The sequence below is a fragment of the Streptomyces sp. NPDC049887 genome (assembly GCF_040656535.1).
GTDB lineage: Bacteria > Actinomycetota > Actinomycetes > Streptomycetales > Streptomycetaceae > Streptomyces.
In genome coordinates this window covers 40302-61191 of sequence record NZ_JBFAMM010000010.1, presented here as the reverse complement: position 1 = coordinate 61191, position 20890 = coordinate 40302, and the positions used below count along the sequence as shown (strand labels likewise).

Annotated in this window: 20 protein-coding genes; 15 read left to right on the top strand and 5 right to left on the bottom strand. The window is 73.1% G+C overall.

From position 1 onward, the window contains the following. Positions 1-26: 26 nt before the first annotated feature. Entirely contained in the window at positions 27-1172 is a 1146-nt protein-coding gene (locus tag AB0J10_RS14770) for a betaine/proline/choline family ABC transporter ATP-binding protein (protein WP_363061486.1), read from the bottom strand. Positions 1173-1324: 152 nt separating this feature from the next. Between AB0J10_RS14770 and AB0J10_RS14765 the strand changes: the two genes are divergently transcribed. The 4 genes from AB0J10_RS14765 to AB0J10_RS14750 all read left to right on the top strand — a co-directional run bounded on the left by AB0J10_RS14765 (position 1325) and on the right by AB0J10_RS14750 (position 5082). Beyond that, a complete protein-coding gene (locus AB0J10_RS14765) occupies positions 1325-2017 on the top strand; it encodes an ABC transporter permease (protein WP_363061484.1) in 693 nt (230 codons plus the stop codon). Further along, positions 2017-2685: an ABC transporter permease gene (locus AB0J10_RS14760; protein ID WP_363061482.1), complete on the top strand. Its 669-nt coding sequence runs from the start codon at positions 2017-2019 to the stop codon at positions 2683-2685. The genes AB0J10_RS14765 and AB0J10_RS14760 overlap by 1 nt, the downstream gene beginning before the upstream one ends. Positions 2686-2713: 28 nt before the next feature. Continuing rightward, positions 2714-3688, top strand: a complete 975-nt coding sequence (locus AB0J10_RS14755; protein WP_363061480.1) for an ABC transporter substrate-binding protein — start codon at positions 2714-2716, stop codon at positions 3686-3688. Positions 3689-4008: 320 nt separating this feature from the next. Continuing rightward, positions 4009-5082: a hypothetical protein gene (locus AB0J10_RS14750; RefSeq protein WP_363061478.1), complete on the top strand. Its 1074-nt coding sequence runs from the start codon at positions 4009-4011 to the stop codon at positions 5080-5082. Positions 5083-5399: 317 nt separating this feature from the next. Here AB0J10_RS14750 and AB0J10_RS14745 read toward each other — a convergent pair whose 3' ends face one another. After that, complete coding sequence (locus tag AB0J10_RS14745) at positions 5400-6542, bottom strand: NADH-quinone oxidoreductase subunit D (protein ID WP_363061476.1); 1143 nt, start codon at positions 6540-6542, stop codon at positions 5400-5402. 672 nt (positions 6543-7214) lie between these two features. Continuing rightward, positions 7215-8210, bottom strand: coding sequence for an SAM-dependent methyltransferase (locus AB0J10_RS14740; RefSeq protein WP_363061474.1), 996 nt, complete (start codon positions 8208-8210; stop codon positions 7215-7217). A gap of 122 nt (positions 8211-8332) precedes the next feature. On the opposite strand from AB0J10_RS14740, the gene AB0J10_RS14735 reads away from it, so the two are divergent. Both AB0J10_RS14735 and AB0J10_RS14730 read left to right on the top strand, forming a co-directional pair. Then, on the top strand, positions 8333-9532 hold the full coding sequence (locus AB0J10_RS14735; RefSeq protein WP_363061472.1) for a sensor histidine kinase: 1200 nt from the start codon (positions 8333-8335) through the stop codon (positions 9530-9532). Positions 9533-9613: 81 nt separating this feature from the next. After that, positions 9614-10291, top strand: coding sequence for a response regulator transcription factor (locus tag AB0J10_RS14730; protein WP_363061470.1), 678 nt, complete (start codon positions 9614-9616; stop codon positions 10289-10291). A gap of 259 nt (positions 10292-10550) precedes the next feature. Here the strand turns inward: AB0J10_RS14730 and AB0J10_RS14725 are convergent, their stop codons facing one another. Next, positions 10551-11651 (bottom strand): DUF5937 family protein, encoded by a 1101-nt coding sequence (locus tag AB0J10_RS14725; protein ID WP_363061468.1) that lies wholly within the window; start codon positions 11649-11651, stop codon positions 10551-10553. Then, a complete protein-coding gene (locus AB0J10_RS14720) occupies positions 11648-12916 on the bottom strand; it encodes a beta-eliminating lyase-related protein (protein ID WP_363061466.1) in 1269 nt (422 codons plus the stop codon). The genes AB0J10_RS14725 and AB0J10_RS14720 overlap by 4 nt, the downstream gene beginning before the upstream one ends. A gap of 123 nt (positions 12917-13039) precedes the next feature. Here AB0J10_RS14720 and AB0J10_RS14715 point away from each other — a divergent pair, with 123 nt between their 5' ends. The 9 genes from AB0J10_RS14715 to AB0J10_RS14675 all read left to right on the top strand — a co-directional run bounded on the left by AB0J10_RS14715 (position 13040) and on the right by AB0J10_RS14675 (position 20867). Further along, positions 13040-14083, top strand: coding sequence for a DUF2520 domain-containing protein (locus AB0J10_RS14715; RefSeq protein WP_363061464.1), 1044 nt, complete (start codon positions 13040-13042; stop codon positions 14081-14083). After that, on the top strand, positions 14080-15078 hold the full coding sequence (panC, locus tag AB0J10_RS14710) for a pantoate--beta-alanine ligase (RefSeq protein WP_363061462.1): 999 nt from the start codon (positions 14080-14082) through the stop codon (positions 15076-15078). The genes AB0J10_RS14715 and panC overlap by 4 nt, the downstream gene beginning before the upstream one ends. Continuing rightward, positions 15075-16883 carry an L-aspartate oxidase gene (locus tag AB0J10_RS14705; protein ID WP_363061460.1) on the top strand — a complete coding sequence of 603 codons (1809 nt, stop codon included), beginning with the start codon at positions 15075-15077 and terminating at the stop codon, positions 16881-16883. Before panC ends, AB0J10_RS14705 begins: the two co-directional genes overlap by 4 nt. After that, a complete protein-coding gene (gene nadC, locus AB0J10_RS14700; RefSeq protein WP_363061458.1) occupies positions 16880-17905 on the top strand; it encodes a carboxylating nicotinate-nucleotide diphosphorylase in 1026 nt (341 codons plus the stop codon). Before AB0J10_RS14705 ends, nadC begins: the two co-directional genes overlap by 4 nt. A 4-nt stretch (positions 17906-17909) precedes the next feature. After that, the gene (locus AB0J10_RS14695; RefSeq protein WP_017949716.1) at positions 17910-18707 is read left to right on the top strand and encodes a type III pantothenate kinase; all 798 of its coding nucleotides are present in this window, start codon (positions 17910-17912) and stop codon (positions 18705-18707) included. A gap of 171 nt (positions 18708-18878) precedes the next feature. Continuing rightward, on the top strand, positions 18879-19526 hold the full coding sequence (locus AB0J10_RS14690; RefSeq protein WP_363061455.1) for a hypothetical protein: 648 nt from the start codon (positions 18879-18881) through the stop codon (positions 19524-19526). A 14-nt stretch (positions 19527-19540) separates the two neighbouring features. Further along, positions 19541-19729, top strand: a complete 189-nt coding sequence (locus AB0J10_RS14685; protein WP_363061453.1) for a hypothetical protein — start codon at positions 19541-19543, stop codon at positions 19727-19729. 115 nt (positions 19730-19844) lie between these two features. Then, positions 19845-20318: a BlaI/MecI/CopY family transcriptional regulator gene (locus tag AB0J10_RS14680; RefSeq protein ID WP_363061451.1), complete on the top strand. Its 474-nt coding sequence runs from the start codon at positions 19845-19847 to the stop codon at positions 20316-20318. A 9-nt stretch (positions 20319-20327) separates the two neighbouring features. Beyond that, entirely contained in the window at positions 20328-20867 is a 540-nt protein-coding gene (locus AB0J10_RS14675) for an amino-acid N-acetyltransferase (protein ID WP_363061449.1), read from the top strand. Positions 20868-20890 lie beyond the last annotated feature (23 nt).

Genomic DNA, 20890 nt, shown 5'->3' with positions numbered 1-20890 from the left:
CGCGCCTGAGCCCGGCCCCGGGCGGTTCAGCCGGACGGCACCGTGTCGATGTCCACCGTGGTGCGCGGTACGTCCTGGGCGTCCGCGTCGATGGAGCGGCGCAGGGCCTCGTGCAGGCGTCCCGGGGTCAGCACCCCGAGGAAACGTCCCTTCTCCTCCTCGTCGACGACCGCGATCCACCCCGCGTCGTGCTGCAGCATCGTGGAGAACGCCTGCTTCAGGGAGGCGCCGACGGGCAGCCAGGCGTCCATGCGGCGCGCGTGCTCCCGTACGGTGCCGGTGCGGCCGGCGTGCTCGGCGGAGATCCAGCCGTGCAGATCGCCACCGGGGTCCAGGACGACCGCCCAGGGCGCGTCCAGTGTGCGGGGCAGCGGGTCGTCGAGACGGACCACGGGCGGCTGCTCGAGATCGCCCTCCTCGACGGGGGTGACGGACAGCCGCTTGAGGCCCCGGTCGGCGCCGACGAAATCCGCCACGTACCGGTTCGCCGGTGCCCCCAGTACGGCGGCCGGGGCGCCGAACTGCTCGATCCGGCCCTGGCCGTAGACGGCGATGCGGTCGCCGAGCCGGACGGCCTCCTCGATGTCATGGGTGACGAAGAGCACCGTCTTGCGGACGGCGGCCTGCAGCTTGAGGAACTCGCTCTGCAGACGCTCCCGCACCACCGGGTCGACGGCGCCGAACGGCTCGTCCATCAGCAGCACCGGCGGATCGGCCGCCAGGGCCCGGGCCACGCCCACGCGCTGGCGCTGGCCGCCCGAGAGCTGCTCGGGGTAGCGGTCGCCGTACACGCGGGGGTCGAGGCCGACGAGATCGAGGAGTTCGGCGGCGCGTTCACGGCCCTTCGCGCGCTTCCAGCCGAGGAGGTGGGGCACGGTCGCGGTGTTCTCCAGGACCGTCTTGTGCGGGAAGAGGCCCACCTGCTGGATGACATAGCCGATCCGGCGCCGCAGTTGGACGGGATCGATGGTGGATATGTCCTCACCGTCCAGGAATATCCGGCCCTCGGTCGGCTCGATGAGGCGGTTGACCATCTTCATGGTGGTCGTCTTGCCGCAGCCGGACGGTCCCACGAGCGTGACCAGTTCACCCGCGGCGACCTCGAAGGAGAGGTCGTCCACCGCGGTGGTGCCGTCCGGGTAGCGCTTGGTCACCTGCTCGAATCGGATCATGGTTCCCCATTGTGACGGGTGACGGCGGGCCTTGTGTGAAGGCGGTGTCGCCGGAAGGCGAAGCGCCTCGGCGATTGTCGGTGACGGGGGTTAGGGTCGGATTCCGTTCGGCAACCGGTCGAACAGGCCGGACGCGAGGACGGGGGTGGACCATGGCGGGCCGAGGCTGCCTGGTCACGAACGACTGGATCTGCGGCGAGTACCTGCGCTCCCGCAGCCAGGAGTTGATCGACGCGACGGTGCAGCATGTCGGGATCACGGCCGCCTCGGTCGCGATCGGACTCGCCGTCTCCTTCCCGCTGGCGCTCCTGGCGCGCAGCCGGCCCCGGTTCGCCGGCCCCGTCCTCGGGCTGACGACCGTGCTCTACACCATCCCGTCGCTGGCCATGTTCTCGCTGCTGCTGCCCTTCTTCGGCCTCTCGGCGGCCCTGGTGGTCACGGGCCTGGTGCTGTACTCGCTGACGATCCTGGTGCGGAACACGGTGGCGGGGCTGGAGGCGGTTCCCGCGGAGGCCCGGGAGGCCGCCCGGGGCATGGGCTACGGCCCGGCCAGGCTGCTCTGGGAGGTCGAGCTCCCCTTGGCCCTGCCCGCACTGATGGCGGGCCTGCGGATCGCGACGGTCTCGACGGTCGCTCTCACCACCGTCGGCTCGATCGTCGGCCGCGGCGGCCTCGGCAATCTCATCGAGGACGCGCTGCCCAGCTTCTTCAAGGCGCAGGTGCTGACCGCGTCCGTGCTCTGCGTACTCCTCGCGATCACCGCGGACCTGCTGCTGCTCGGCGTGCAGAGGCTGCTCACGCCCTGGACCCGAATACGCGCCGCGGGGACGCGGGGGGCCCACTGATGGACGTACTGGCCAGGACCTGGACATGGCTCGGCACCGGTGCCAACTGGTCGGGGGAGGGCGGAGCCTGGCACCGGCTGGGCGAGCATCTGTACGTCAGCGGCGTCGCCATGGCCCTGGCCTGTGCCGTCGCCCTGCCCGTCGCACTGTTTCTGGGACATGTCGGCCGTGGTGGCGCGCTGGCCGTGAACCTGTCGAACGCCGGCCGGGCCGTGCCCGTCTTCGCGGTGCTCGCGCTGTTCATGGTCACACCGCTGCGCAGCGCCGGATACGTCCCGACGATCATCGCCCTGGTGCTGTTCGCCGTGCCGCCCCTGCTCACCAACGCCTATGTGGGCATGCGGCAGGTCGACCGGGCGGTCGTCGAGGCCGCGCGAGGCATGGGCATGTCCGGCGGGCAACTCTTCGTCCGGGTCGAGCTGCCCCTTGCGTATCCGATGGTCATGACCGGGCTGCGGTCCGCAGCGGTCCAGGTCGTCGCCACCGCGACGATCGCGGCGATGGTCGGACAGGGCGGCCTCGGCCGCATCATCACGGCCGGTTTCAACACGTACGACACTCCGCAAGTGGTCGCGGGCGCCCTGCTCGTGGCCCTGCTCGCCCTCCTCGTGGAGGCCGTGCTCGTGGCGCTGGACCGATTGTTCAGTCCGCTCCGGAAGACCGTGTGACCACTCACTCCCTTGGATGGTGAACCTCATGAGCAAGACCTCGCGCCTCGCGGGAGCGGTACTGGGCACCGTGGCCCTGCTGGGCCCGCTCGCGGCCTGCGGCGGTGACAGCCTGGAGCAGGAGAAGGGCGGCTCCGGAGCGTCGGACGGCGCGGTCGGTGGCAGGGGCGCCCTCGTCGTGGGGGCGGCGGCCTTCACCGAGTCGAAGGTGCTCGCCGAGCTCTACGCCCAGGTGCTGCGCGACGCCGGATACGACGCCTCCGTCACCACGGTGAAGAACCGCGAGCTGTACGAACCGTCCCTGGAGAAGGGCGAAATCGACGTCGTACCGGAATACGCGGCCACGATCGCCGAATTCCTCAACGCCAAGGCGAACGGCCCGAAGGCACCCGAGGAGAAGCCCGTCGCGTCGAGCGACGTCGCCGCCACCGTGGCCGCTCTGGAGAAGCTCGCGACCCCTCGCGGGCTGAAGGTGCTGCCCCCCGGGGACGCGGTCGACCAGAACGCGTTCGCGGTGAGCAGGGAATTCGCCGAGAAGAACAAGCTCAAGTCCCTTTCCGATCTCGGCAGGTCGAAGATCAAGGTCAAGATCGCGGCCGGTGACGAGTGCGAGGTGCGCCCGTTCTGCGCGCCGGGTCTGAAGAAGACGTACGGAATCGACGTGGCGGGTGTCGACCCGAAGGGCGTCGGCACCCCGCAGGCCAAGCAGGCGGTCAAGGACGGTGAGGACCAGCTGGTCCTCACCACCACGACCGACGCCACGCTGGAGAGCTTCGGGCTGGTGCTGCTGGAGGACGACAAGAAGCTCCAGAACGCCGACAACGTGCTGCCCCTCGTCAACGCGAAGGACGCCGGATCGCAGGAGATAGCCGACGCGCTCGGCAGACTCACCCGCGCGCTGACGACCGAGGACCTGGTCGAGCTGAACCGGAAGGTGGACGCCGAGCGGGCCAGGCCGCAGGACGTGGCGAAGGAGTACCTGACGTCCAAGGGCCTGCTGTGAGGGCCGTCCGCGCAATCCCCGGGGGACCGGCGTGCGGCGTCGGACGCGGTGCGTCGCACGGCCCGGAGTCGCCGTCACCGCGGGGTTGTTCGGGCGGTTCGGCAACGCGGTGAGGTGCCGTGGCTGTCGTCGTGCGCCTGCCGGGGATTGCGTGACAGCCAATGGCCGCGGGCGACGGGCGTCCGAAGGAGCGCAGCGAGCCGGGCACGGGGCGTGGAAGAAGAGGTAAGCACGGCACGTCGAAAGCGAGATGTTCCCGATGCGAAGAGATTGCCGGGCTGACCCCCCAATCGTCACCTACGCACGGTAAATTTCAGGCCATGCCACGTGGACGCCACCGCCATTCCCCACCTCTGCACAGGCTCCTGCCGCCCTCCGCGGTCGCCGGAGCTTCGGTCCTTTGTGCTTTGGGCGCCTGGCTGCTCTCCGATCCGGTCCTGCTCCGCACCCTGGTCGCGGCGGCCGCCGCCGCGGCGGTCACCGGCGCGGTCCTCATGCGCAGTTGGGACCGGTACGCGGGCCGCCGCGTCGCCGAACTCACCCGTCTCCGCGCCAGTGACGCGTGGAAGACGGAGGAGCGCATCGCCGAGCTGGAAGCCGATCTCGACGAGTCCCGCGAACTGCGGACCAGGCTCGACGCCAAGCTGCGCGCCAAGCGGGTCGAGCTGGCCGGACTGCGCAATGAGCACGCCGCCCTGCTCCGCCGGTACGCGAACGCGGAGACGGAGCGCGCCAGCGCGCTCGAGGGACGCAGGCAGCTCGCGATCGAGGCGGGCTCGCCCAAGGAGCTTCCCGCGGCGGGCTCCACGCCGACACCGTCGGCGTACCTGCGTGCGGCCAAGGCGCTGGAGGACCTGCCGCGCCGGGCCGCCGAGCAACAGGCCAGGCGCACCGTCGAGGAGGCCCGCAGGCGCGACATCGCCGAGCGCGCCCGAGAGGCGGACGAGCCGCAGGGGAAGCACGCGGCGGCCGCCGGGGGAGCACAGCACGCCCGCCCGTCGTCCGCCGTCTCCGCTGCGCGCGTGCCGGTCGCCTCGGCGATAGTCCCCTACTCCGGGCAACGCCGGCCCGCGCGCCCGCAGGGCGGTTTCGACTTCTTCGGCACCCAGGGGGCGAAGGCCCCGGAGGACGGCGCACAGGGCGCGGAAGCCGCCGGGTCCACCGGACCGGCCGTGACCGCAGGAGGCGGCAGCCGGAAGAGGCCCGTCGCGGCCCTCGAACCCGCTCAGCTCGCCTCCGTCCAGGACGAGGATCTCGCCGACGTGGTGGGCGAGGAGGCCCTGGCCCAGAGCAGGCGCACCGATGAACGCGCCGTGGGCCAAGTCATCGATCTGACCGCGCACGACGAGACGGAGCAGCTCGACGTCGCGCAGCTGCGCAGCGCGATCTCCTGATCCGGCGCGGGCCGCGCCGCCGCGCGGCCCCGGCTGCGGAAACGCCGGGCGGCTCATGCTGCCCGGCGTTCGTGGTGTCAGCGCCCCGCGGGCCGTTCGCCGTCCGGAACCGGATGCCGCGCCCGTGCCGCCGTGGCCCGGTCGCGCCCCGCCGCCGCCCGGCGACGGGTCGCGTCGGTCCGGTCCCGGCATCGGACCCGCGCCTGCGGCTCCCCGCCGAACCGCTCCGTGCGCCGGTCCCGGGGGTCTGCTTCGGCTCCGCCCCTTCGGCCGTCCGCGCCGAACTCGCCCGCTCGCCCGGCCTCGCTCTGCTCCGCCTACTTGTCGATGTCCCCGACCACGAAGAACATCGATCCCAGGATCGCGACCATGTCCGCGACCAGGGTGCCGGGCAGCAGTTCGGTGAGCGCCTGGATGTTGTTGTACGACGCCGAGCGGAGCTTGAGGCGGTACGGGGTCTTCTCCCCCTTGGACACCAGGTAGTAGCCGTTGATGCCGAGCGGGTTCTCGGTCCAGGCGTACGTGTGGCCCTCGGGTGCCTTGAGCACCTTCGGCAGCCGCTGGTTGACCGGTCCCGGCGGCAGCTGCGCGAGCCGGTCCAGGCAGGCGTCCGCCAACTCCAGCGAGTTGTGCACCTGCCACAGCAGGCACTCGAAACGGGCCAGGCAGTCGCCCTCGGTGCGGGTGACCACCTTCAGCGTCTCCTGGAGTTCGCCGTAGGCCAGGTACGGCTCGTCGCGGCGAAGATCGAAGTCGACGCCGGAGGCACGGGCGATGGGGCCGGAGACGCCGTAGGCGTGCGCCGTCCGCCCCGTCATCACACCGACCCCTCGGGTACGGCCGCGGAAGATCTCGTTACCGAGGACGAGCCGGTCGTAGACGTCCATCCGCGAACGGACCTCGGCGATCGCGCTCCTCGCCCGGCCGGTCCAGCCCGCGGGCAGGTCCTCCTTGAGTCCGCCGACGCGGTTGAACATGTAGTGCATCCGGCCGCCGGAGATCTCCTCCATCACGTGCTGGAGGTCCTCCCGCTCGCGGAAGGCGTGGAAGATCGCGGTGATTCCGCCGAGTTCGAGGGGATACGACCCCAGGAACATGAGGTGGTTGAGCACCCGGTTCAGCTCCGCGAGGAGCGTGCGCAGCCATACGGCGCGCTCCGGGACCTCCATGCCGAGCATGCGCTCGACGGCCATCACGACGCCCAGCTCGTTCGAGAACGCGGACAGCCAGTCGTGGCGGTTGGCCAGCATGACGATCTGCCGGTAGTCACGCGCCTCGAAGAGCTTCTCCGCCCCCCGGTGCATATAGCCGATCACCGGCTCCGCGCGCTCGATGCGCTCCCCGTCCAGGACGAGACGGAGGCGCAGCACGCCGTGCGTCGAGGGATGCTGCGGTCCGATGTTCAGCACCATGTCGGTGCTCTCCGCCGCGCCGCCGATGCCGATCGTCGTCTCCGTCATGGGCGACAGTATCCCTCGCGTGGGCGAGTGGTACGGAGCCCCGCCCGCGGACCGGACGGGCATGCGGCCGGTCCGCCGGCGGGAGCCCGGTCCGGCCACCGGCGGGGCCCGGTCCGAGCGGTTCGCGCCCGCTCGCCTGTCCGTCCGGTAGGAGGGGCCGGCCCGCCCTGGCCTCGAACCGTCAGGCGCGAGAGGCCGCACCCACCCGTCCGGGCGGCGTTCGAACCGTGGGGGCAGGAAGCCGGGGCATGGCCGAGATCCGGTTCCGGACCTCGGCGGATCCGTGTGGGAAGCGCGTGAGTTGTCGGGCACCTGTGGCGGTGGCGTGTCGTTGTCCGACGCCTGCGCGCCTGTGGCGGTGGCGTGTCGTTGTCCGACGCCTGCGCGCCTGTGGCGGTGGCGTGTCGTTGCCCGACGCCTGCGCGCCTGCGCCACGGCCCCCGCCGCGCTCGCCGTGTGCCCGCCCGCGTATGAGTGCTGTCCTCAGCGGCCGGGGGCCGGGGGCCGGGAGCGAGAGGCGGTTCGGTGTGAGCCGCACGGGTCGGGACGGCGCCGGTGCCATGCGTGGTCGATCCGCGGCCCGCGCACGCGCCGCCGCCGTGCGCGCGGACTCCGGCCGCGGTGTCCGGCCCGATCGCCGGAAGGGCCTTCGCCGTGCGCGCCGACCGTGCCTCAGCAGGCCGGGACCGGCTGGAGGAGCCAGGTGAAGTCGCCGAGGCCGCCCCGGGCGGTGAGCTCGGCGGCCTCTCCCGCGGAGGCCAGGGCGCGGACGTAGGCCGTGGGATCGGACGAGGCCAGGGCCAGCGGCGGCCGGGAGCCGGAGACGCCGAGACGGCGCAGGGCCTCGCGCTGGCTCACCAGCTCGGCCCCGGGACCGGCGCAGGCGTCGAGGGCCACGTGCGCCGTGATGTCGCAGCCGCCGTCCGGAACGGGACGTACCTCGCGCCCGCCGCTGAACCCGGTCAGCGTCCCGAAGGGCGGACGGTCGCCCGCGCGGTGGGCGTAGTCCACGGCGACCGCGAGTCCCGCGTCCAGCCCCGCGACCGCCGCAGCCCAGGCCTCGTCGCGCGGCCGCCCGATCTCGGCCCGCGTGCCCGGACCGGTGTTCGGCCACCAGCGGTCCAGCCAGGCCGCGTCGGCCCCGGCGACCGGGTCCCCGAGGCGTTCCTCGCCGTCAGCCCTGACCAGCACGTAGCGGCGGACGCCCGCGTCGTCCGCCTCGGCGACGTCCACCGGGACGTTGTCCAGCCACTCGTTCGCGAACAGCAGCCCGGAGACCCCGGACGGCGGCCGCTCGACCCACTCGATCCGAGGGTCGAGCCCCGCCGGACGAACGGCCCGCTCGACGGCGTAGGCCCGCACCGGGAAGCCGTCCGGCAGCGCCGCCAGCACCCCGGTCAGCAGTTCCCCGCGTCCGGCGCCGACGTCGACCAGCGAGACCTCCGCGACCCGCGTCGGCAGGCCCTCCGCCGTCTCCCGCAGCAGCCGCGCCACAGCGGCGGCGTACAGCGGGGACGCGTGCACGGAGGTGCGGAAGTGCCCTGCGGGTCCCTCCGGCCTCCGGTAGAAGCCCCGCGGACCGTACAGCGCGCGTTCCGTGGCCTCCCGCCAGGGGACCCACTGCGTGCCTTCCGCGTCCTCCGCCTCGTTCGTCGCTGGGTACGTCACGCGCCCCAGTCTCCACCTCGGGGAGCGTGCACCGGTCTCCACCTTGCGGAGTAGGCGTCCGCGGGCCGGATCGACCCTCCGGTTGACCCGGGCGCCTTTCGCACGTGCCTACGCTGGGTTACGTGCAGCGCCTCTATGATTTTCTCCGCAGGCACCCGACGGGCGTCGACGGCTTCTGGGCCGTGATGCTCTTCGGGTTCTCCATGCTGTGGGTCTTCCAGGAGCACGTCGGGGCCGAGCCGCGCATCGCACCCGCCCTCGTCGTACTCCTCCTCTGCCTGGCCGTCGCGCTGCGCCGCCGCGCGCCGGAGAAGATGCTGCTGCTGGTGGCCGGGATCGGCGTCGCGCAGCTTGCGCTGGACGTGGGGCCGAACCCGGCGGACTTCGCGATGCTCGTGCTCATCTACACCGTCGCCGCGCACGACGGACCGCGCTGGGCCTCCCACCTCGCGCTCGCCGGCGGTCTGTGCGCCGCGACGCTCGCCCAGATCCGTTGGCCCGAGCCGAGTATGAGCGCGGGCGCGAAGATCTTCTTCACGGTCGTCATGACCGTTCCGTTCGTCCTCGCCTGGGTGCTCGGCGACTCCCTGCGCACCCGCCGCGCCTACTTCGCCCAGCTCGAGGAGCGTGCCCGCCGGCTGGAGAAGGAGCGCGAGGCCCAGTCGAAGGTGGCTGTCGCCGCCGAGCGCGCCCGGATCGCGCGCGAGCTCCACGACGTCGTCGCACACAACGTATCGGTGATGGTCGTCCAGGCCGACGGTGCCGCCTACGTGCTGGACGCCGCACCGGACCAGGCCCGGCAGGCCCTGGAGACGATCTCCTCCACGGGCCGTCAGGCGCTCGCCGAGATGCGCCGGCTGCTGGGCGTCCTGCGCACCGGTGACGCCCCGGAGAGCGGTGAGTACGTACCGCAGCCGGACGTCGAGCAGATCAAGGAACTGGTGGAACAGGTCCGCGGCTCGGGCCTGACCGTCGACTTCCGGATCGAGGGCACCCCGAGGCCGCTGCCGAGCGGGGTGGAGCTCACCGCGTACCGGATCGTCCAGGAAGCCCTCACCAACACGCGCAAGCACGGCGGACCGGACGCCGGGGCGAGCGTCCGGTTGGTCTACTTCGACGACGGCCTCGGGCTGCTCGTCGAGGACGACGGCCGGGGCGCGGCCCACGAGCTGTACGAGGACGGCGGCGCGGACGGCAAGGGCCACGGCCTCATCGGCATGCGGGAGCGCGTGGGCATGGTCGGCGGCACCCTCGACGCCGGTCCGCGGCCGGGCGGCGGATTCCGGATCAGTGTGCTGCTGCCGCTCAAGTCCGCCCACTAGCCTGCCGTCACCGCCCCGTCGCCCGTCGCCCCGAGTCCCCCGTATCCGTCCCGCCCGGCCCACAAGACAAGGACCCCGCCCATGCCGATCCGCGTGATGCTCGTCGACGACCAGGTGCTGCTGCGCACCGGCTTCCGGATGGTGCTCGCAGCCCAGCCCGACATGGAGGTCGTCGCGGAGGCCGGCGACGGGGCGGAGGCCATCGAGATCCTCCGCTCCACGGCGGTCGACGTGGTGCTGATGGACGTCCGAATGCCCCGGCTCGACGGGGTGGAGGCGACCGGCAGGATCTGCGCCCAGTCCGACCCGCCGAAGGTGCTCATCCTGACGACCTTCGACCTCGACGAATACGCGTTCTCGGGGCTCAAGGCGGGAGCCAGCGGCTTCATGCTGAAGGACGTGCCGCCGGCCGAACTGCTCGGCGCCATCCGTTCCGTGCACAGCGGTGACGCGGTGGTCGCCCCGTCCACGACGCGCCGGCTGCTCGACCGCTTCTCGCCGATGCTGCCCTCCCATGGCAAGGAGCCGGAGCAGGAGGAGCTGGAGCGCCTCACCGAGCGCGAGCGCGAGGTGATGATGCTCGTCGCCCAGGGCCTGTCGAACGGCGAGATCGCCGCCCGGCTGGTGCTGTCGGAGGCCACGGTGAAGACCCATGTGGGCCGCATCCTCACCAAGCTCGGGCTGCGCGACCGGGTGCAGGTCGTGGTGCTCGCGTACGAGAGCGGCCTGGTCCGCGCGGGCGGCGGCGCCGCGTCCTGACCGGCGTGCTCCCGTGGATTGCACGGCTCGTTCGGCGGCGGCAGGACCCGGCCGTCGAACGGGTCGCCTCGGCGGCCGCCCGGCGGAGCATGCGGCGATCCCGAGGGCGTCGGCAGGGGACCGCACCGGGCGGATGCCTCCGTCTCCTCCGCTCCTGCCGACGGAGAGGCCGTGCCCCGGCGACGGCGGTGGTTGCCGAGCCGTGCCCTGACCGCCGCACTGGTCGGCCGCGTCCCCGAGCTCACCGGGCTGCGCAGCTTCAGCGCAGTACCGCCTCCAGGAAGTCGCTTCCCAGCCGTGCCACCACCCCCACGTCCAGCTGGTGCAGGACGTATCTGCCGCGCCGCCGCGTCGTGACCAGTCCGGCCCGCTTCAGCACCGACAGATGCCGGGACACCTCCGGCGCGGTGATGCCGTGGGCCTCGGCGAGCTCGCCGGTCGTGTACGGGGCCCGGCCGAGGTTCCGGCACAGCCGCATGCGCATGGGGTGGGCCAGCGCCTCCATCCGGTGCTTGAGGATGTCGACGGACGCCGGGCCGGGCAGCTCGGGCGCCCCCACCGGGTAGGCGATGACGGGCCGCCAGCCCCGGGCGTACAGCACGGTCAGGTGCGGCCAGCCGAAGTGGGACGGTACGAGCGTCAGCCCGGGCCCCACGGCGGGGTCGACCGCGGTGGTCCTTCCCACGCTCAGCTTGTCCGCGAGGACCAGTCCGCGCTCCTCGTCGTAGGAGAGTGCCGGCGAGACGTCGCGCAGCGCCTCCCCGAGGCCCTTGCGGCGCAGCAGCTCCGTCTTGCCCCGGGCGTCGGCGGCCAACCCCGGACCGACCCGGCGCCAGGTGTCCGCGAAGAAGGCCTCGTCGCAGTCCTCGAACAGGCGCCGCAGCCATGCCCGCACGGCTCCGGGGTCGTCGAGGATGCGCCGTGCGAAGCCCAGCTGCCCGGGTCCTCGGGTGGCGGCGAGTTCGAGGGCGCGCCGGGATTCGATCATGACGCCGGTGGAGTACGAGGGGGAGCAGGTGAACGCCATCGCCGCCGTCAGGAACCGCTCCTCGTCGAGTCGGTCCAGCAGGTCCAGTTCCTCGGCCAGGGTGGCACCGGTGCGGCCGTCCCCGCCGCGGATCCCGGAGAACGGCATGAACACGTCGGAGAAGGTCGACGTCCAGAGGAAGCCGGCCTCGTGCAGCCGGTCGGCGAGGTCCTGCTTCAGGCCCGCGGCGGTCGCCGTCGCCCAGCCGCGCAGTCCCGGGTGGTGCCCCGGTTCGGCCAGTACGTGCAGGGCCACGCCCAGTTCGGCGAGCGGCGAGGGCTCGAAGACGATGCACTCGGGCGGCAGGCCGGCGGTGTCGATGGTGACGGTCACGCCCGTCCGCCCCCGGCCCGTACCCGCGTCATGAAGTCGGCGAGGGCCGCCCTGACGTCGTCGGCGGTCCACGCAAGACCCGGGGAGGAGACCGTGACCTCCGTGGCGCAGACGCCGGGCGGGCCGCCAGGGGCCGGGAACCAGCGGCGGAACAGGGTCACGCCGGTCTCCTCCGCCTGCCGTACGCCCGCCTCGTCGAGCAGTTCGGCGCCGAAGGGGAGCCACACCTGGAACTGGTGGGTGTGCGGCGGATCGGGATGCACCCGGAACCAGGGCACGCCGGGTTCCTCCGCGAGTCCGGCCGCCAACGCCGCGGCGACGGTCCGCGCATGAGCCACGTACGAAGGCAGCCTCGGCAGCTCCCGCTCCAGGCCCAGCAGCGCCGACAGCGCCGCCGGGTACTGCTGGAAGACCAGGCCGCCGTAGCGGTGGCGCCAGGCTCGCGCCTCCTCCACCAGGAACTCCGGCCCGGCCAGTACCGCGCCGGACAGGCCCGCGAGGGACTTGTAGAACGACACGTACACGCTGTCCGCGAGTCCGGCGATCTCGTCCAGCTCTCGGCCGAAATGAGGGGCGCACTCCCAAAGGCGCGCGCCGTCGAAGTGCACCACCGCATCCATTTCGCGCGCCGCCTCGACGACTTCCACCAGTTCGTCCCACTCGGGCAGCACGAATCCGGCGTCCCGCAGCGGCAGTTCCAGCATCAGCGTGCCGAACGGCTCGTCCAGGCCGCGTATCTCGTCCGCCGTCGGCAACCGCGGTTCCCGGGTCGGGTGGACCGTGCGCAGCCCGCAGACCGCACCCAGCGCGCCCCGTTCGTGGACCTCGGGGTGGGCGAGCGGATGCAGCGCGACGGTCCGGTTCCCCGTGCGCCCCGCCCAGCAGCGCAGCGCCACCTGCTGCGCCATCGTGCCGGTGGGGAAGAACGCCGCGGCCGGGAGGCCGAGCAGTGCCGCCACGCGCCCCTCCAGCTCGGCGACGACCCCGTCGCCGTAGAGGTCCACGTGCTCGTCGAGGTCGTGGACGGCACCCGCGTCGGCGGCCAGGGCCGCGAGCCGTTCGCCGAGCCGGCCGTCCGCGGAGCCGTGCCACAGCAGCCGTTCGGAAGCGCGCCAGGCCGTCAGCCTGCGGCGGCGCCCGGCCCCCTCGCCGCCGTCCCCGCGTCGCTCCGGGGCGGCGGTCGGATCGGCGCCGGCCGCACCCGCCGTGCCGGCCCCCGGTCCGCCGGAGTCGAGGGGCGGCGTCCCCTCCGTGTTCTGAGTCATGCTGCGATGATCGCCCACACCGGGCGGTCCCGTGCCGTTGTCCACAGGCCCCGTCCGTCCGGCGCCGGTGCCGCCTCCACAGCCTGTGGACGAGCGGAAGCCCGGTCGAAACGCTGGCGTAGCATGGCGAGGAATCGTCCGGTACCCCCCGCGGACTGGAACGGAAGGCCGCGCGTGAACGCACCATCGCCAGCAACACCACCGGCACGGGAGCCGGTCGACCCCAGGGACCGCCCGGCCCGACTCACCGTGGGTGTCGTCGGCGCTGGCCGCGTCGGCCCCGCGCTGGCCGCATCCCTCCAGCTCGCCGGCCACCGGCCCGTGGCCGTCTCCGGGGTCTCCGACGCGTCCGTGCGCCGGGCCGCCGTGATGCTGCCCGACGTGCCGCTGGTCCCCCCGGCGGAGGTGCTCGCGCGCGCCGAGCTGGTGCTGCTGACCGTTCCCGACGACGTGCTCCCCGGACTGGTCGAAGGGCTCGCCGAGACCGGCGCCGTGCGCCCCGGCCAACTGCTGGTGCACACCTCCGGGCGGTACGGCGCGGCGGTCCTCGACCCCGCCAGGCGGGCCGGGGCGCTCCCGCTCGCCCTGCACCCCGCCATGACCTTCACCGGCACCTCCGTGGACGTCCAGCGGCTGGCCGGCTGCTCCTTCGGCGTCACCGCGCCCGAGGAGCTGAGGCTCGCCGCGGAGGCCCTCGTCATCGAGATGGGCGGGGAGCCCGAGTGGATCGAGGAGACCGCCCGCCCGCTGTACCACGCGGGCCTCGCCCTCGGCGCGAACCACCTGGTCACCCTGGTCGCCCAGGCCATGGAACTGCTGCGCACCGCCGGGGTCTCGGCCCCGGACCGGATGCTCGGCCCGCTGCTCGGCGCCGCGCTGGACAACGCCCTGCGATCGGGCGACGCCGCGCTGACCGGGCCGGTGTCCCGCGGTGACGCCGGGACCGTGGCGGCCCATGTGTCCGAGTTGCGCGAGCACGCCCCGGGCATGGTCGCCGGCTATCTGGCCATGGCACGGGCGACCGCGGACCGCGCCCTCGCACACGGCCTGCTCAAGCCCGAACTCGCCGAGGACCTGTTGGTGGTCCTCGCGGACGGCCACGACGCCGCGGACGGCCGGGGCCGCACGGACGGCCCTGACGCCGCGGACGGAGAGAACGACCGATGATCAACCCCCTGCGCACCGCGGCGGAGCTGGACGCCCTCGCCCCTGCGGCACCCGCCCGCCGGGCCGTCGTGATGACCATGGGCGCCCTCCACGACGGCCACGCCACCCTGATCCGCACGGCCCGGTCATTGGCCGGGCCGGAAGGCCAGGTCGTGGTCACGGTCTTCGTGAACCCGCTGCAGTTCGGCGCCGGCGAGGATCTCGACCGCTATCCGCGCACCCTCGAAGCGGACCTCAAGACCGCGGCGGAGGCGGGCGCCGACGCAGTCTTCGCGCCCTCGGCCGACGAGGTGTACCCGGGCGGCGAGCCCCAGGTCCGGATCACCGCCGGCCCCATGGGCGAGCTCCTCGAGGGCGCCTCCAGGCCCGGCCACTTCGACGGCATGCTGACCGTCGTCGCCAAGCTGCTGCACCTCACCCGCCCCGACACCGCGCTGTACGGGCAGAAGGACGCACAGCAGCTGGCCCTGATCCGCCGCATGGTCCAGGACCTGAACTTCCCCGTGGAGATCGTCGGCGTGCCCACCGTGCGGGAGCCGGACGGCCTCGCCCTCTCCAGCCGCAACCGCTACCTCTCGCCCGAGGAGCGCCACACCGCCCTCGCACTGTCCCGGGCACTGTTCGCCGCCCGCGACCGGCTCGCCGCGCAGGTCGCCCTGCGCGCCCGGGCCGAGTCGGCGCCCGCGTCCAACGCCCGGGCCGCCGCGTTGTCCGCGCTCGGCGAGGCCAGGGCCGCCGCCGACGCCCACGCGGTCGCCGCCGCCCAGCCCGGCGGCGGAGCCGACGCCGTGCGGGCCGCGGCACGAGCCGTTCTCGACGACGCCGCCAAGTCCTCGTCGCCCCTCGTCCTCGACTACCTCGCGCTGGTCGACCCGGCCGACTTCTCCGAGGTCGCCGACGGCCACACCGGCGAGGCGATCATGGCCGTCGCCGCACGGGTCGGCACCACCCGGCTGATCGACAACATCCCCCTGACCTTCGGAGCCGCCTCGTGACGAGCACCGGTATACGGCTGAACGCCCCGGCCCCCGGCTGGGCCATCGACGCGGACGTCGTCGTGGTCGGATCGGGCGTCGCGGGCCTCACGGCGGCGCTCCGCTGCAGGGCCGAGGGCCTGCGCACCGTCGTGGTCACGAAGGCGCTCCTGGACGACGGATCCACCCGCTGGGCCCAGGGCGGCATCGCCGCGGCGCTCGGCGAGGGCGACACCCCCGGGCAGCACCTCGACGACACCCTCGTGGCGGGCGCCGGGCTGTGCGACGGGGAGGCGGTGCGCACGCTCGTCACCGAGGGCCCGGACGCCGTGCGACGGCTGATCGCGACCGGCGCGCGGTTCGACACCGACGACTCCGGCGGTATCGCGCTGACCCGCGAGGGCGGCCACCACCGCCGCCGCATCGCCCACGCGGGAGGCGACGCCACGGGTGCGGAGATCTCCCGCGCGCTGGTCACGGCGATACGTGAGGGCGCCGTCCGCGTCATCGAGCACGCGCTGGTGCTCGATCTGCTGGCCGACGCGGCGGGCCGTACGGCCGGCATCACCCTGCACGTCATGGGCGAGGGCCAGCACGACGGCGTCGGCGCGGTGCGCGCCCCCGCGGTGGTCCTGGCGACCGGTGGCATGGGCCAGGTCTTCTCCGCCACCACCAACCCGCCGGTGTCCACCGGCGACGGCGTGGCGCTCGCGCTGCGTGCCGGCGCCGAGGTGAGCGACCTCGAGTTCGTCCAGTTCCACCCGACGGTGCTCTGGCTCGGCCCGGACTCCGAGGGCCAGCAGCCGCTGGTCTCCGAGGCGGTGCGGGGCGAGGGGGCCCATCTCGTCGACTCGTCCGGCACCCGCTTCATGGTGGGGCAGCACGAACTCGCCGAGCTCGCCCCCCGGGACATCGTGGCCAAGGGCATCATGCGCCGCATGCAGGAGCAGGGCGTGGACCACATGTTCCTGGACGCCCGCCACTTCGGCGCCGAGATGTGGGAGAGCCGGTTCCCCACCATCCTCGCCGCCTGCCGCGCCCACGGCATCGACCCGGTCACCGAGCCGATCCCGGTAGCCCCGGCCGCCCACTACGCCTCCGGCGGCGTCCGCACCGACCTCCACGGCCGTACGACCGTACCCGGCCTGTACGCCTGCGGCGAGGTCGCCTGCACCGGCGTCCACGGCGCGAACCGGCTGGCCTCCAACTCCCTCCTGGAGGGGCTCGTCTTCGCGGAGCGCATCGCGAGGACGATCGCGGAGACCCACGCGGCCGGGCCCGTCCCGCCGGCCGATTCGGACGCCCCCGCGCCCGCTGCGCCCGCATCGCCCGCCGCGGACGGCCGGCCGGGGACGGCGTCCCGTGCTCCGGCGGAGGGGGGCTCCCACGGGCCCGTACCGCTCCTGGTGCCCGAGGCCCGGCGCGAGATCCAGCGGATCATGACGAACGGCGCCGGGGTGCTGCGTTCCGCGGCGAGCCTGGACGACGCGGCGGACGCCCTGGAGGCGCTGCACCTGTCCGCGCTGCACGACGCCGAGGAGTTCGACAAGGCCGCCGAACCAGGGGTCGAGTCCTGGGAGGCCACCAATCTGCTGCTCGTCGCCCGGGTGCTGGTCGCCGCCGCCCACGAGCGGACGGAGACGCGCGGCTGCCACTGGCGCGAGGACCACCCCGGGCGGGACGACGCCGGGTGGCGCCGCCATATCGTCGTGCGCCTCACCCCCGAACGCAGCCTCGCGGTCCGCCGCACGGCGACCGAGGCTTTCCCACCCGCCCGTCCCCCCTTCGTCCCCACCCCCACCGCCGACAGGGAGCCGCAACAGTGAGCACGCCCGAAGAACGTCCGGAGCCCGTGGACGTCCCGCTGATCCAGATCGGCGCCCGCGCCGCCGAAGAGCAGGGCTGCGGCGACGACTGCGGCTGCGGCGACGAGGTGTACGAGTGCGGCCTGGACCCCGACCTCGCGGCGCTGCTGGCGCAGTCCGGCCTCGACCCCGTGCAGGTCGAGGACATCGCGCACCTCGCCATCGAGGAGGACCTCGACGGCGGCGTGGACGTGACGACCGTCGCCACCGTCCCCGAGGACGCGGTCGCCACCGGCGACTTCACCGCCCGCGAGGCGGGCGTCGTCGCGGGTCTGCGCATCGCCGAGGCGGTCCTCTCGATCGTCTGCACCGACGAGTTCGAGGTCGAGCGCCACGTCGAGGACGGGGACCGCGTCGAGCCGGGCCAGAGGCTCCTCTCCGTCACCGCCCGCACCCGGGACCTGCTCACCGGCGAGCGCAGTGCCCTGAACCTCCTGTGCCGCCTCTCGGGCATCGCCACCGCGACCCGGGCCTGGGCCGACGCGCTCGAGGGCACCGGAGCGCGCGTGCGCGACACCCGCAAGACGACCCCGGGCCTGCGCGCCCTGGAGAAGTACGCGGTGCGCTGCGGCGGCGGCGTCAACCACCGCATGTCGCTGTCCGACGCGGCACTCGTCAAGGACAACCACGTGGTCGCCGCGGGCGGTGTGGCCCAGGCGTTCAAGGCCGTCCGGGAGACGCTGGCCGAGCTGGGCACCCCGGACCTTCCCGTCGAGGTCGAGGTGGACACCCTCCACCAGGTCCGCGAGGTCCTGGACGCGGGTGCGGACCTGATCCTCCTGGACAACTTCACACCGGTGGAGACCGCCGAGGCCGTCGCGATCGTCGCCAGGCGCGCGGTCCTGGAGTCCTCCGGCCGGCTCACCCTGGCGAACGCCCGGGCCTATGCCGAGACGGGCGTGGACTACCTCGCGGTCGGGGCGCTCACGCACTCCTCCGCGATCCTCGACATCGGTCTCGACCTGCGAGAGGCCGAGGTCTGATCCGATGCTGCTCACCATCGACGTCGGCAACACCCACACCGTCCTCGGCCTCTTCGACGGCGAGGACATCGTCGAGCACTGGCGCGTCTCCACCGACCCGCGCCGCACGGCCGACGAACTGGCCGTGCTCCTCAACGGCCTGATGGGCATGCACCCGCTGCTCGGCGAGGAGCTGGGCGACGGCATCGAGGGCATCGCGATCTGCGCCACCGTGCCCTCGGTGCTCCACGAGCTCCGCGAGGTGACCCGCCGCTACTACGGCGACGTCCCCGCGGTGCTCGTCGAGCCCGGCATCAAGACCGGCGTACCGATCCTGATGGACAACCCGAAGGAGGTCGGCGCGGACCGCATCATCAACGCGGTCGCGGCCGTCGAGCTCTACGGCGGCCCCGCGATCGTCGTCGACTTCGGCACGGCGACGACGTTCGACGCGGTCAGTGCCCGGGGTGAGTACGCGGGCGGCGTCATCGCCCCCGGCATCGAGATCTCCGTCGAGGCCCTCGGCGTCAAGGGCGCCCAGCTCCGCAAGATCGAACTGGCCCGCCCGCGCAGCGTGATCGGCAAGAACACGGTCGAGGCCATGCAGGCGGGCATCGTCTACGGCTTCGCCGGCCAGGTCGACGGCGTCGTCCAGCGAATGAAGCGGGAGCTGGCAGACGACCCGGAGGACGTGACCGTGATCGCCACGGGCGGCCTGGCCCCGATGGTCCTCGGGGAGTCCTCCGCGATCGACGAGCACGAGCCGTGGCTGACCTTGATCGGCCTGCGTCTGGTCTACGAGCGGAACGTCTCCCGCATGTGAACCGGCGTGCGGGCAGGGCCGGCGTTCCGCGGCGCCGGCACGCGCCGTGCGGGCGCCCTGCCCGGCGCCCGCAGGCCGGGCCCGTACACGCGAGCGCCCCACCGCGCTCCACGCCGCGCCGCAAATGCGACGTTAAACGAATTTTGTCCGATTAGCGCGTATCGTCGGCCCATGCCCACGCCATACGGATCCCGCGGCGGCATGGCGTTCAGTGCGGACGAACTGCGTGTGCTCCGCCGCGCTCTCGCCATCGCCCTCGACCCCGACCAGTCCCGCCCCGTCGACCGGGGTGACGGCCCCGGCGCGAACACCGCCCAGGAGTGCCTGCGGCTCGCACAGTCCGTGGACGAGGCCGTCCGCGAGGCCGGCCGGCTGCGGGCGTTCCTGCTCGCCGACCTCGAGCGGTACCGCGACGCCCTCCCCGGCTCCGCGGGCGGCTATCTGGGGCTCCTCCAGGAGGCCCTCGCCGCCGGCCACGAACCCGCTCCCGAGGATCTCGCGGCTCTGCGCTCCCTGCGCCGCACGCCGCTCTCCCGGGCCCTGCTGGAGCGCTGCCAGGGCCTCGCCGAGGAGTCCGCACGGGCCCGGTCGGCGGACCGTGCCGCCGCCCGCGTGTCCTCGGTGCCCCCGTCGCGGGTCCGGCTGCACGCCCTGCCCGGCGGCCGCGCCGAGGCCGGGGACAAGCAGGAGCCCCGCCCGGCCTCCCCGAAGCCCGCCCGCCCGGCTCCCCGTCCGGACCGCCCCATCCCCACCCCGGGCGAGGTCTTCCCGCCACGCCGCCGCCCGGCGCCCCCACCGGAGAAGCGGGCCGCCGGATAGCTACTCTGGAGGGCATGGACTACGTATCCGCGCTCCTGCCCCCGGTCGTGATGGCCGCCTTCTTCACCGCTCTCGTCGTCACGATCGTGAAGAGCCAGGGCGGGCCGAACAAGGCCAAGGAGGACGCCGCCGTGGACGCGGCGATCGCCCGTGCGGAGGCCGCCGGCCGGGCCGCGTCGCCGGACCGTCCGACCGGGGCCTGAGCCGGTCCGCACCGGCTCTCGCGGGACGTACGGCTCATCGGGGCCGTACGTCCTTTTTCGTACTCGAAGTACGTCAATAGCCGGCCATTACGACATCTCCGACTATGGTGGCGATGTGCCCCGTCAATTGGGAGAGCTCGAAGACGCCGTCATGACGCGCATCTGGCAATGGAACCGCCCGGTGACGGTGCGCGAAGTGCTGGAAGATCTCCAGCAGGAACGGTCCATCGCCTACACCACGGTCATGACCGTAATGGACAATCTCCATCAGAAGGGCTGGGTGCGCAGGGAAGTCGAAGGCCGCGCCTATCGATATACCGCGGTCTCCACCCGGGCCGCCTACTCCGCCGCACTGATGAACGAAGCCTGGTCGAAGAGCGACAACCCCGCGGCGGCTCTTGTCGCCTTCTTCGGCATGATGTCGCCGGAGCAGCGCCAGGCGCTCCGGGACGCGATCCGCGTCGTTCAGCGCGACCCCGCGGAAGAGGCACCGGAACCCCAGCGGGAAGGTCCTGCGCAAGGGACGGCGGAAGGTTCTCCCGAAGGGGACGCCGAGGGCGCCGACGGCGGGGACGGGACGGGGCGATAGCGTCCGGTCATGTCGTCAGAGCAGTCGCCTCCCAATGCCGCAGCAAATGCCGTCACGGTCCGCCGGGCCAGGACCGGCGATGTGCCGGCCGTTCGCCGCCTCGTGGACCCGTACGTGAGCGATGGCATCCTGCTCGACAAAGCGACCGTGACGCTTTACGAGGACATCCAGGAGTTCTGGGTCGCGGAACGCGACTCGGACGCCCGAGTGGTCGGCTGCGGTGCCCTCCACGTGATGTGGGAGGACCTTGCCGAAGTCCGCACTCTCGCGGTGGACCCCCAGTTCAGGGGTACGGGCGTCGGTCACCATGTCCTCGGCAAGTTGCTGCACACCGCCCGCTGGCTGGGCGTGCGGCGGGTATTCTGCCTGACCTTCGAAGTCCACTTCTTCGCGAAGCACGGGTTCGTGGAGATCGGTGAGACCCCGGTCGACGGAGATGTCTACAGCGAGCTGCTGCGTTCCTATGACGAGGGTGTCGCCGAGTTCCTCGGTCTCGAACGGGTGAAGCCGAACACCTTGGGTAACAGCCGGATGCTTCTGCACCTGTGATCCCGCCTCGGCGGCAAGCGGAA

What these genes read in the sequence shown, in the direction of transcription:
- AB0J10_RS14770 (WP_363061486.1), bottom strand. Translation starts at nt 1,172, where the DNA reads ATGATCCGATTCGAGCAGGTGACCAAGCGCTACCCGGACGGCACCACC.
- AB0J10_RS14765 (WP_363061484.1), top strand. Translation starts at nt 1,325, where the DNA reads ATGGCGGGCCGAGGCTGCCTGGTCACGAACGACTGGATCTGCGGCGAG.
- AB0J10_RS14760 (WP_363061482.1), top strand. Translation starts at nt 2,017, where the DNA reads ATGGACGTACTGGCCAGGACCTGGACATGGCTCGGCACCGGTGCCAAC.
- AB0J10_RS14755 (WP_363061480.1), top strand. Translation starts at nt 2,714, where the DNA reads ATGAGCAAGACCTCGCGCCTCGCGGGAGCGGTACTGGGCACCGTGGCC.
- AB0J10_RS14750 (WP_363061478.1), top strand. Translation starts at nt 4,009, where the DNA reads ATGCCACGTGGACGCCACCGCCATTCCCCACCTCTGCACAGGCTCCTG.
- AB0J10_RS14745 (WP_363061476.1), bottom strand. Translation starts at nt 6,542, where the DNA reads ATGACGGAGACGACGATCGGCATCGGCGGCGCGGCGGAGAGCACCGAC.
- AB0J10_RS14730 (WP_363061470.1), top strand. Translation starts at nt 9,614, where the DNA reads ATGCCGATCCGCGTGATGCTCGTCGACGACCAGGTGCTGCTGCGCACC.
- AB0J10_RS14720 (WP_363061466.1), bottom strand. Translation starts at nt 12,916, where the DNA reads ATGACTCAGAACACGGAGGGGACGCCGCCCCTCGACTCCGGCGGACCG.
- AB0J10_RS14715 (WP_363061464.1), top strand. Translation starts at nt 13,040, where the DNA reads ATGGCGAGGAATCGTCCGGTACCCCCCGCGGACTGGAACGGAAGGCCG.
- panC (WP_363061462.1), top strand. Translation starts at nt 14,080, where the DNA reads ATGATCAACCCCCTGCGCACCGCGGCGGAGCTGGACGCCCTCGCCCCT.
- AB0J10_RS14695 (WP_017949716.1), top strand. Translation starts at nt 17,910, where the DNA reads ATGCTGCTCACCATCGACGTCGGCAACACCCACACCGTCCTCGGCCTC.
- AB0J10_RS14690 (WP_363061455.1), top strand. Translation starts at nt 18,879, where the DNA reads ATGCCCACGCCATACGGATCCCGCGGCGGCATGGCGTTCAGTGCGGAC.
- AB0J10_RS14685 (WP_363061453.1), top strand. Translation starts at nt 19,541, where the DNA reads ATGGACTACGTATCCGCGCTCCTGCCCCCGGTCGTGATGGCCGCCTTC.
- AB0J10_RS14675 (WP_363061449.1), top strand. Translation starts at nt 20,328, where the DNA reads ATGTCGTCAGAGCAGTCGCCTCCCAATGCCGCAGCAAATGCCGTCACG.